This window comes from Deltaproteobacteria bacterium, from assembly GCA_016931625.1.
Taxonomy (GTDB): domain Bacteria; phylum Myxococcota; class XYA12-FULL-58-9; order XYA12-FULL-58-9; family JAFGEK01; genus JAFGEK01.
On sequence record JAFGEK010000147.1, the window covers coordinates 1 to 11,956 of the forward strand.

Here is an 11,956-nt window from a genome sequence, read left to right on the forward strand (position 1 = left end):
CGAAAGCGGGAATCCAGGAATGTTATGTAAAAACAATATGTTATGGACCCCCGCGTTCGCGAGGGTGACGATGAAAAGGTTACTATGGTATTTTTGCAAGTGGCTCTCTTTTAAAAAAATATACTACTTTATTACCTCTAATAATTTTATTTATTAGAAAAATCCTGCAATTATAATTAGTTATAACATTATAGATAAATCAACACCTATCAACAAAACGAGCGACGACAACCTTACGACCAACTGAGGTAAAATCTATGGTAAGTTTTTGTTTTGCCCCTTGACCATCTGCTGCAATAACACGACCTTCACCAAACGAAGCGTGATAGACTTTGGTACCTTTAATAAAACCAGAGTTTGATTTATTAACAATTATTGTTGTGTGAGCAGGTAATTGTTTTTTTACTTCATACTCAATATCATCATCTTCTTCTTTATAACAAGGATCACAACAAATTTCGTCGGCTACCAATGCTGGTTGCGCAAGATCATCATTGCGATTTGTAAATCCATTCATATATGAGGACGAAAATGATGCTTGATTAGTACGCGCTGCTGGATTATAATCAATATCTAATATCTCATCGGGAATTTCACCAACAAAGCGCGACAATTCTGCAAAACGAGGCTCACCAAAAACTGTGCGCATACGTGCTGCTGAAAGTTGTATGCGTTTTCGCGCACGTGTTAAGCCGACATAACATAAACGTCTTTCTTCTTCGAGCGCCGCTTTTTCACTAGCACAGCGGCTATGCGGAAACAACCCATCTTCCATACCCGTTAAAAATACATTATCAAATTCTAATCCCTTAGCACTATGTAAAGTCATTAAGGCAACAGCATTATCACTTTCGCGTAATGTATCAATATCGCTTGCTAAAGCAACTTCTTCTAAAAATCCTGGCAGACTAGCATCAAGATTAAGTGAAGCGTATTCATCAATTGCTGCAACTAACTCAACTAAGTTATCAATACGATCTTGAACATCAGGACCGGGCTCTTTCTTAAGCGCTTCAATATAACCACTATCACGTAATAAGCGTTCGACTAAACGCCCCAATGGTAAAGGCTCGCCATCACGCAAAGCAAGAATCATATTAATAAATTGACCAAGCCCAAGTTTAGCGCGACCACTTATGCCACCATTGTCGCTCGTGGCGATTTGCGCCGCTGCGAAAAGACTACAACCTTGCTCACGCGCTAAGCTTATCAATTTATTTAGTGAAGTTTTACCTACACCACGTGCAGGAGCGCCTAAAGCTCGAATAAAATCTACATCAGAATTGGGATTTGCCAACAAACGCATATAAGCAAGCGCGTCTTTTATTTCGCGTCGATCATAAAAACGTATACCACCAAAAACCGCATACGGTATACGGCGACGACGCAAAGCATCTTCTAAAGGACGTGACTGCGAGTTAGTGCGATAAAGAACAGCGATATTACAAGGGGTGCAACCTGCGTTTATCGCTTGTTCAATACCAATAGCAACTCCTTCACCTTCGTCACGTTCGCTTGCGTACATTTTTAACTGAATTTTTTCACCCTCACTACTATCGGTATATAGGGTCTTGCCTTTACGAGCGATATTGTGTGCAATCACTGCGTTAGCCGCCGCTAAAATTCGCTTGGTCGAGCGATAGTTGCGCTCAAGACGTACTATCTGCGCCCCAGGAAAATCACGCTCAAAACGTAAAATGTTGCCAATATCTGCACCACGCCAACGATAAATTGATTGGTCATCATCACCTACGACCGTCAAACTATGGTTAGGGGTCACTAAATTCTCAAGTAATAAATACTGCACATGATTAGTATCTTGATATTCATCGACTAATATATGACTCCACCTAGCTTGTAGTGCTAACCGCACTTCTTTATCGTCTTTTAACAAAGTAACGACGTGTAAAAGTAAATCACCAAAGTCAACCGCATTAGCACGTTTAAGTTCATCTTCATAAAGTTGATAAACCTCTAAAGCTTTTTGTTGCATTAAATCAAAAACCGAAACATTAGCTTGCTTAGGAGTCTCGCCCTTATTTTTCCATTGCTCAATTATGTAACGCATGGCTTGGGGTGAAAAAACTTTGCTATCAAGATTAAGTGCTGCCAGACATTGTTTGATCAATGCTAATTGATCATCTTGATCGTAGATTAAAAAACTTGGATCAAGACCTAAGCGATAACCATAACGACGCAACACCCGCCCGCAGATACCGTGAAATGTACCAATATCAAGGCCGCGAGGATCTATACCAATTAGAGCGCCAGTACGCTCGCGCATTTCACGTGCTGCTTTGTTGGTAAATGTAACCGCTAGCACCCTTTCAGGAAGAACCGCATGTTGTTCAATTAGGTTGGCGATACGAAAAGTAATAACCGTAGTTTTACCAGTACCAGCACCGGCAAGTACTAATAACGGCGTGTGACCATATACCACCGCTTCATATTGTGCAGAATTTAAACGCGTAAGATCCATTAGTTTACAAATTGCTTACATGGCGAGTCGATGCCTGGCAAGAGCGCTCCCATAAATAAATAGCAACGAATAATCCAACCCAAAACGGTAGCATCAAGGCGATGAACTCAAAATTTTGCTGATTAAACCAGGGCAAAAGTTTCAATAATAAACCCATTAAAGAACCAATAACTAATACCAACAATAAACTCCGAATTTTCGGCAATACTTGCATATCTCCACGTAAAAGCCTGATAGCAGCAGGCAACAGCAATAATGACCATGGAGCGTATTGCAAAATATTTTCGTTATGAAACGCTACAACATGATCGGTGAAGGCCCACAAACAAACAAATATCAAACCCAAGAGACCAGATACCAAACCAGCAGCTGCTAATATTAAAGCTACGGCAACTTTTGCCCATCGCCAATGTTGACGATAAGCTAATAATGTCAAGATAATAAATACCCCTCCCAGAGCTAGCCCTACCAATAGAAACCATATCAACCAAGCTGGTGGCGAAGTTCGCAAGACAGGGCGAGCAGCTGTAACTAAAGTAAACTCGCTTTGCACCAGTGGTTCTTCACCAGTCGGTGTTATAACTTCTGTTTTACCTATTGTCTCTTGTAGCTTGACTGGTAAAAACATTTCGTCCCATACCGAAATGTTGCGATCAATGTAATTTCCCATAATTACATGCAGACCCAAATAAACCGGCAGATTATCGGCAGTATGGCGCAAAGTATGCTGACGCCAAGTCATTTGCGCCTTTGCTGTAGCAGTAGCTTTAAGACGACCGTCAATAGTAATATCGATGATGTCGCGAATACGGGTTGCACAATTATCGAGATAATAATCATACTTGTAATACTTATTTTCAAGACGAGCGTTTATTGCTAACTTACGAGCTAAACTTAAGCGCTCTTGCGGGGTTAGATTAAGCTTTTGCGCTACAATGCTACGATTTTCAGCACTATATGAAGCCACAGTAGCTCTTAGTGAGTCTACCGAAAGCCAATAGGTCAATTTACCTTTAAGAAAATCAAGAATAAGCCAAGGCGAACTAAAATTAAAAGTGCCGTAATTATAAACTAGATCAAGGCCCGAAAAATCATCGTGAAGCCAAATCGCATCATGGCCGAATTTAAAAAAAGGATGATCACCTGGACCAAAAGTTAATAAATATAACGCTAAATCTGAACCTAATGGTTTGCTCGGTTTTATTGCTGATGTTTTTAAATTGCCTTTAGTTGCAGACGACCCAATTACCGTATCTTTTGAAAGACGAGCTGAATTCTGCAGGGCTGGGCCTGCTGGTAGCGATTTTGTTTGAGCTATTGCCGTTGCTGATGTCAAAATGACAATTAGCAATATTAAACACTTGAAATTATGCATTATCTTTAGCTTTTAGCATATTTGGCGAAAAACAGAAGCGGCAAAGGTGTTCAAAGTGTTGGCCAAATCGAAAACCTGCGTTAAAACATGATTTCATTGCATTCAACCCCTTGGCGACTTACTGCAAGTCGCGATAGGCTATACCTCAATGGTCGTACGCTGGGATCAAAAACCACCTACTAATGCTGGCTCAGGCCCGGTTGCTATTCCTACTGAACAACCTCCCAAGGAATCAGCTACCGTTAAACCCCAAATAACAACGCCAACACCAGCTTCAACACCAGCACCACAACTGCCGTTAGCTACTGAAAAACTTGCTCAAGATACCCCTCGTCCCAAGTATGAACCACCGCCTACTACCTCAATAATGGCGCATGCTTTTAGCAGCTCGGCATCAGCCCTTGATAAAATGACCGAAAAGCTGCGCATAAGCTTAGCGCGCACCAGTGCTCACTCTCACGAGCGCGCTACCATGGCTAGAGCTATTTTAGTGTTATGCCGCAGCTATGCTGTTCGTCGTTCACGCGGCGCCCGTAAAATGGCGCTTGGTCTACTTGATGAAATTGTTGATGATGATCCCAATGCCGAAACACTTGCAACTTTATTAACTGCTGAAGGTGAATTGCATGAACTTGGTGCTGAAGCTACAGCTAGCGCCCTAGCTCGCTTGGTCAACATGCTTGAAAACGACGAGACCAACGCTGGTGTGCATGCTTCATTATGCCGATCGCTTACCGCTCATTCATTGATTCAATTAGTCTTACACTTCCCCGGCACTTTAGAAGCACTTGAGCAAGATCATGAAAGCGCGCTTACTCAAGCCTTTGCTCTTGCTGAACAAGCAATAATCGCTGCGCCCGAATTTGCTGATGCTCATAGCGTTTTAGGACGTGTGCTTTTATGTAGCGCCGATCCCGAAGCCATTGCGGTTGCCCATCAAGCTTTTTGTCGTGCTTTAACTTTCGATGCTGAACACGATCCTGCTATGGCCGGAATAGCTACCATCGAACTAAATAACGGTAATGCAAAGCAGGCTTTAGTCTATGCAGATCATATAATAAAATTAGGTAGTGGTGTTCCCCAAGCTTTTCATCTTCGCGCATTAGTTTTGTCAGCATTAAATCGTTATGATGATGCACGACGCGATATAGAACGAGCCCTGCGCCAAGCCCCTAATGCAGGCTTATTACATCTTGATGCTGCTCGTATTGCTTTAAACCTAAATGACAGTCGTGCTGCCGAAATCTACGAGCAAAATGCACGCATTTTACTTGGTGATGATTTTGAAAATTTAAAACAGATGATTTTTGCTAATGGGTTAACTGCAAAGGGTTCAGCTATCTAACTTTTTGGCACCACGGCCGCATAAACTTCTAACACTGCGCCAGCTTGTACTTGATTATCTGGCAAATCATTCCATGATTTCATCTGATCAACACTTACACCATATTGTTGCGAAATCGACCATAACGTCTCACCACGACGAACTTTATGTATAGCCGTTCGTTTTAATTTAAATTTCTTTGGTGCATACTTTTTATTAACTGCCGATTTCTGCCAACGAGCTGCAATTTGTCTGGCGCGCCATTTTTTTCTTTGTTCATCATTTTTCTGGTTAGCTATCTGTCGACTACGCCACTTTTGGGCAGTTACCGGAATAATCAGCCTATCTCCAGGCCGCAAACTTCTTACATCGTTAATGCGGTTAAATTCACGAATCAATTTAATAGTGCTGCCATAGCGACGGGCAATACGCGCCAAGCTCTCACCACGCTCTACAATATGACGGGCATATGATACGCACTCTTCTGGCTTTTGCGTTTTTAGCCATGAAGCTATTTCTTCACCACGACCCTTAGGAACACGTATTATTGTTGATCGCTGTGGTGGAGTAACACCATAACTTAGTCCTGGATTTAGCTCTTGCAAAAGTTCATATGAGCAACCAAATTGGCGCGATATTACTTGTAATTCTGTGGCATCATTTACTTCAATTTCATCATAAGCAAGTGGTGATAATGGCTTAACTTGTGCAAAACCGTACTTTTTACGGTCTTTAGCAATAATCGCTGCTGCAATTATTTTAGGTACATAATGTTGTGTTTCTTTGGGAAGAGCTTTACGCCTTACTAATGCCCAAAAATTGCTAACACCTACTTTGGCCATAGTGCGCCGTACACGCCCTTCACCGGCATTATATCCCGCCCATGCTAAATGCCAATCGCCAAACTCACGATACAATTTGCTAAAATATGTAGCTGCTGCTTCAGTAGCACGAATGAAATCACGACGCTCATCAACCCAAGCATCACGTCGCAAATGAAACACACGAGCTGTTGCAGGCATAAATTGCCAAAAACCGCCTGCTTTTGCCCAAGATGTGGCAGTAGCACTAAAACCACTTTCAACCATAGCCACAAAAACTAAATCTTTTGGGAGTCCATGCTTTTCAAGAATCGGTTGCATAATGGGGATATAGCGGTCAGATCGAGATAACCAGCGCTCAAAAAACCAACGCCCACGACCGGTAAAATAATCAATGTAGGAGTCTACTAGAGGGTGATCTACTATAGGAATATCGAAAGCTAAATGCCCTTGGGCTTGTATTGCTTGATGAGCTGGCATTAAACGTAAGCGTGCAGCTAAAGCATCAGTTTTTAAATTTAACATCCAATCAAACTGGCGTGGCCATAATAATTCTTCACGATCGGCAATAATGCTTTTTACTTGATGCGATATAGTTTTAGTCTGTGCAAAATCGTCAAATAAAAGGTCATGTAAAACCCATTTAGCATCATCGGTTGGGCTTAAATCTTGCTCTTGCATTAATGCATCTCGGGCAATAATTTCAGCTAAAGCCTCGGCATTCTGCTCATCAATGTCAGAAGTATCCGCAGGTGGGGGATTGGCAGAGATCGTCCACGATGCAAGAGTAAAGATTAATAATTGTAACGACATTATTTGTAAACGTAGCTAAAGCCGCGCCGTATCGCAAAAATATCGCGCGGTTATTTGCTGATAATACTTATTAGAGAAATCCATATATCTGTTTTTAAAAAAGTCTATATTTTTATAAGGCTTAAGAGAAATAATTTCATTAAATGGAGGGTCACCCGTTCATGTGGTTCGACTCCTCGACTGGCTTAGGGCAACCGGGGGTTATGGTTTACCCGTTCGTGGTGAGCTAGATCGAACCACATGTGCACAATAGTCAATTAATCACTAAATCGTTTACGCCGAGTTGATAAAATCAAAATAAGCATCGCCGAGAAAGCAATAGCACCACTGTCAGGCGTTGCAGCGCAACCATCTGATCGAGCAACTACAACTTCTTTTTGTGGATTAGTATTTGCCTTTGTAGCCACTACTAAATTTATACTCGTATTTGCCGCAACAGTCTGTCCGGCTAATGGTTGTTGTTTAATAACTGTCCCTGGAGCATATTCAGTAGAAGATTCATAAGTAATCGTACCTAATTTAAATACTGAATTTGTAATTATTTCTTTTGCTTCTTCAATAGTTTTGAGCACTACATTAGGCACCATTGGCAAATTTGGATCAGTTGCTACCCATAAATTAACTGTTGCATCTAATGGTACATATTCACCTGCGACTGGCTGTTGTCTTAAGACGGTGCCTGGTGATACTTCGTCGGTTTGCTCAAAAGTAATATTGCCAATTTTTAAATTTGCTTGTTCAATTGCTTTTTCTGCATTGGTTTGAGTCTGGTTAACCACATTAGGGACTACACGCATATTGGGGTCGGCAACAATGGTGAGATTTATTTTGCTACCTAAAGGTACGCTTGAACCAGCGACTGGATCTTGTTCTAATACGGTACCAGGGTCATAAGTAGTTGAAGTTGTATAATTAATAGTACCAATACTTAATTCTTCAGCTAAAATTAATGATTGTGCGGTAGTTATTGATTGATGCACAACATCTGGCACATCATGCATTTCATATATAACTGAAGTGCTAATCGTCTGACGTGCTAATACTTTATTGTTGATAACTACTTTAGCGTACAGTTCATAACTTCCATCAAGCATATCGGCGGGTAAGCTAAGACTAATATTAACATTGCCTCGTTTTTGTGAAGTACTTGCGGTGGCATCTGCAATTATTGAACCATCAGGGTTTTGCAAATATATAGTAAGTGTATGATTTACACTTTGAGTTAAGTGGTTAAATAAAATGTTAATAGTAGATGATCTACCGGCAGTGAGCTCTGCTGGCGCCGCTAAACCTAATCGTGGTGCATTAACCATATGAGTTCGCTGGTTATTGGCGCCAAAGGTCGGCCAGTCTAAACTACCTTGAGCCTGTGGTAATTCAAAAACATAAACCAGCCCATTCATTGCTTGCACTGCAATTTCTAGTTTACCGTCATTATCGATGTCACCTAAAGCTGGAGCTGCTAATGGGGCAAAGTATTTCGGGAAACCTGATAAATGATCTCCGGCAGCAGTCATGCTATATAAAGCATCACTATCACTATCAAAGAGACTGTAACTATCACCAGTAATGCCGGCGATTACCATAGCTTTTGTATCGCTAAGACCATTGCAATGTGCCGAGCACGGGTTTGCAAATGAAGGTGCTGGAATATTTTTTATAGATTTAGAATACTCGCTTAATTTATTACCCTGATCATCATATACATCCAAAACATTAATTGGTGTGGTATTTACAATAATTTCTAAATCACCATCATGATCAACATCAGCAAGTCGCAGTGCTTGTGGATCTAATAAACTATCCGTCTTAGACCATGCTATTGTATTTAAAGAGTTAGCTTGGCGTCTTTCAAGATATAAATTGCTGCTCTGCTTTCTAATATCAATTAATTCATAGTTATCATCGTTATTAAGATCTGCAAGTACTGCTGCAAGAAATAAACCGCTAATCGTTGTTACCGTTTCATTTAGCCTAATTATTTGTAACTCTGATGCCCCCTTAGCTTGGGCAAATATTTCTGCTTTACTATCACCATCTATATCACCTACAGCGAGAGGAAATGCTACATCATCAGAATTACCAAGCAACAATGGAAAGCCGTTTTTAGGGTTTCCTGCAGCATCAACGGCAACTAAATAAGTAACGCTGCCATTAGTAGCTACACGTAATATATCAAGGGTTCCGTCATTTTCTAAATCCGCAACCACTGGTGGATATTCAGTATATATCTCAGAAGAACTTCCGCTCGCATTAACGACTCCTGCCGGAAAACCCGCAACGGCGGTTCCATCATGATGAAATGCATAAATAGTTTCATTATTATTAGTTACTGGTGGCGCAACAATAATTTCTAAGTCACCATTTTTATCTAAATCAGCAAGAGCTATACCGATAATTTTATGTGTGCTATAAGTATTTAAATTAGAAACGACTGCGCATATATCAATAAATGGATCAGACCCAGAGATTAACGTCTCTCCATTATAACGACGAATATATACCCAGCATGCTCCTCTTGGCATACTAATAATTTCCATATAACCATCGCCATCGACATCGCCAAGCAATGTATTAGACAGTTGCTCGCTGTTTAGATATTCATAGCCTTCATTATAACGCGGCCAGCCTTGCTCTAAAGTATCATCTCGAAATAGTGCAGTTATGGCATCAATATAGTGTTGATTATCGTCATATACACGCAAGCGGATAAATAACACTTTGCCGCTAACACCAGTGCCTGTGTTAATAGTTGCTAAGATACCGCCATCTTCATCATCTATACTTTGATGCTCAACTTTGGAGTTACCAGTATATCGCAAAATAAAGTTTGGATTATCGTAAAGATAATCATCTACCGTTGCTGTAGCTATTTCATAGTGATGAAAATCTGCACCAGTAGCAACACCGTAAATTTCTAACTGATTTCCTTTATGAAAATAATTATTAGATGTTTCTAATAAATGTGATGGTTTAGTAATATAGCCATGCAAATCTGGGGGTTCTTCAGGGGCAGCCATCATCGCTGCGGCATCATTTAACACACCAAAAGATCTATCGCTTGACCAATCATTAGTTGGTATAGCGTAGTTATGAAAAAGAAATCGCACTTGGTCGTTAGTTAATCCTGACCATCTTTCAAGTAATAACGCAACTAATCCTGAAGCAAACGGCGACGCCATACTTGTGCCCCAGTCATAATAATATTTTGGGTCAGAGAAATTACTACCACCTGAAGTACCTGAAGACTTTAATGACAAAATATGACCACCACTAGTATCATCGCCACCAGGTACAAATAAATCAACTCGACCACCCAAATTTGAATACCAAGTTGGTTCATTTGAAGATAAAGAAGCACCGATAGCTATTACACCTTCAAAACTTGCTGGATATGCCCTACTAGTATCCATAAAATCGTTGCCAGCCGCAGCTACTACTATTACACCATTAGCAATAGCATTATCGATAGCGTCTTTAACTAATTGGCTTTTATCATATTCAGTGAATGAGCAATTAATTACTTGAGCCCCATTATCGGCTGCATAATAAAAAGCTTCGATGATTTCAGCTCGTCCGCATAAACCTTGACAAGCATGTAGAACCATAATTTCAGCTCTGGGGGCAACCCCGATGACGCCTATACTATTATTACCACTAGCAGCTATAATACCAGCGACATGAGTGCCATGGCCATTAGTATCAGTCAACGTACCGCTATTATTAACAAAATCAAATCCATATTTATCGTCATTATAACCATTGCCATCATCATCATCGTTATCACCAAAAGTTTCATCTGTATTCTGCCAAAGATTATTAACAATATCTTCGTGAGTTATGTCAAGACCACTATCAATAACTGCTACGACTATATTATTACCAGTATAACCTCCATTGTTTGGTGTTGGGTAGTTCCATACTGTTTCGAGATCTAAATTCTGCAAATGCCATAATTCGTCTGCATAATAGGCATCATTTGGCGCTGCCGTTAATGGTATCAAATAATTCGGCTCGGCATATAATACTTCACTATCTTTTTGTAGTTGCGCTGCCAGCCTAACTGTATCTATTGAAGGATCAACAGATATTTTATATACACCATATAATAATGACTTATTGTTGGGCGCACTTTTACGCAGATGCGCAAATCGCCGCGCAATCATTGCTTGCTTGCTATATAAACGCTCTAATTCAAGTTCATGCAAAACTTTAAGCGATTTTTGATTTAAAGAAATTTTACTGATTGATTTTGAAAAAGAGCTTAAACTTTGACCACGCAGTGATTTAATAGCGCTATTATCATCTAAATATTTGTCAATTTGTGTCTGCGGCGCAGCAACACTTAAGGGAATACCATTAGTTTTTAGTGCTGCAGCAAGCGTATAAAGCGAGCTTTGTTCTTTAAAACGGATAATAATTTCACCCGGAACTACTCGCTCTGATAATTGCGAGCTTGATTTGGCGACGCTGTTTTTTGTTTGGGTTAATGTTGTATTTTGAAAGGTTCTTAAGCTTGAGTCAGTAAATAGTATTTCATCGTCTACATTGCATGCCGTTATAGCTAATAGAAAGTAGAAAAGATAAATATAATGAAGCGTGCAAAAACTAAGTCTTGCAACCATATTGTCCTGCCTAACTACAATAAAATCGTTGACTCTCTTTTAGAGTCAAGATCTTTCGTTTACCATAATCAATACAATTATTTACAATTATTTATAGTAGGCACCGATTATTAAAAAATGTCAAGGATGACTTAATTATTAATATGCGCCACGTTAATACCTCTAATGTAGGTGTATAAGATTAGCTTTACCTACATTAGCGTCTGCTAGCATACCAAGTTGATTTACTTTTGTTTAATAAGTTGCGTTAGCTCTGCAATCATCGCCTCAGCAGAACAAAAAGCTTTTTCACCTAGAAATGATACACGCAGTCTTTAATCAATATGCTCAAACATTAATTCTTCAATACCAAAATCACGATGTTGGCGTAGCTCGCTAAGCAATTCATTAATCTCATCTTCATCAAGCCATCCAGCAGTTATGCCTTGCACCACAAACTGCCAACATTCACGTACGTCGGCATCTGTCAAAACTGTTTGTTTTGCTTTAATTAGCAATATGTCATCTGCCATAAGTTAG

The 11,956-nt window shown here is 40.1% G+C and carries 6 protein-coding genes; 1 reads left to right on the plus strand and 5 read right to left on the minus strand.

What is annotated here, in order from left to right:
* Positions 1-199: 199 nt before the first annotated feature.
* Together JW841_12465 and JW841_12470 are read right to left on the minus strand one after the other, a co-directional pair.
* Positions 200-2,479 (minus strand): UvrD-helicase domain-containing protein, encoded by a 2,280-nt coding sequence (locus JW841_12465; GenBank protein MBN1961749.1) that lies wholly within the window; start codon positions 2,477-2,479, stop codon positions 200-202.
* A gap of 4 nt (positions 2,480-2,483) precedes the next feature.
* Positions 2,484-3,815 (minus strand): DUF4105 domain-containing protein, encoded by a 1,332-nt coding sequence (locus JW841_12470; GenBank protein ID MBN1961750.1) that lies wholly within the window; start codon positions 3,813-3,815, stop codon positions 2,484-2,486.
* 187 nt (positions 3,816-4,002) lie between these two features.
* On the opposite strand from JW841_12470, the gene JW841_12475 reads away from it, so the two are divergent.
* Positions 4,003-5,199, plus strand: a complete 1,197-nt coding sequence (locus JW841_12475; GenBank protein ID MBN1961751.1) for a hypothetical protein — start codon at positions 4,003-4,005, stop codon at positions 5,197-5,199.
* Here JW841_12475 and JW841_12480 read toward each other — a convergent pair.
* The 3 genes from JW841_12480 to JW841_12490 form a co-directional block, all read right to left on the minus strand.
* Positions 5,196-6,812 (minus strand): LysM peptidoglycan-binding domain-containing protein, encoded by a 1,617-nt coding sequence (locus JW841_12480; protein ID MBN1961752.1) that lies wholly within the window; start codon positions 6,810-6,812, stop codon positions 5,196-5,198. The two genes, JW841_12475 and JW841_12480, sit on opposite strands and share 4 nt — an antisense overlap.
* A 257-nt stretch (positions 6,813-7,069) precedes the next feature.
* Positions 7,070-11,437, minus strand: a complete 4,368-nt coding sequence (locus JW841_12485) for a S8 family serine peptidase (GenBank protein ID MBN1961753.1) — start codon at positions 11,435-11,437, stop codon at positions 7,070-7,072.
* Positions 11,438-11,751: 314 nt separating this feature from the next.
* Positions 11,752-11,949 (minus strand): hypothetical protein, encoded by a 198-nt coding sequence (locus tag JW841_12490; GenBank protein MBN1961754.1) that lies wholly within the window; start codon positions 11,947-11,949, stop codon positions 11,752-11,754.
* Positions 11,950-11,956 lie beyond the last annotated feature (7 nt).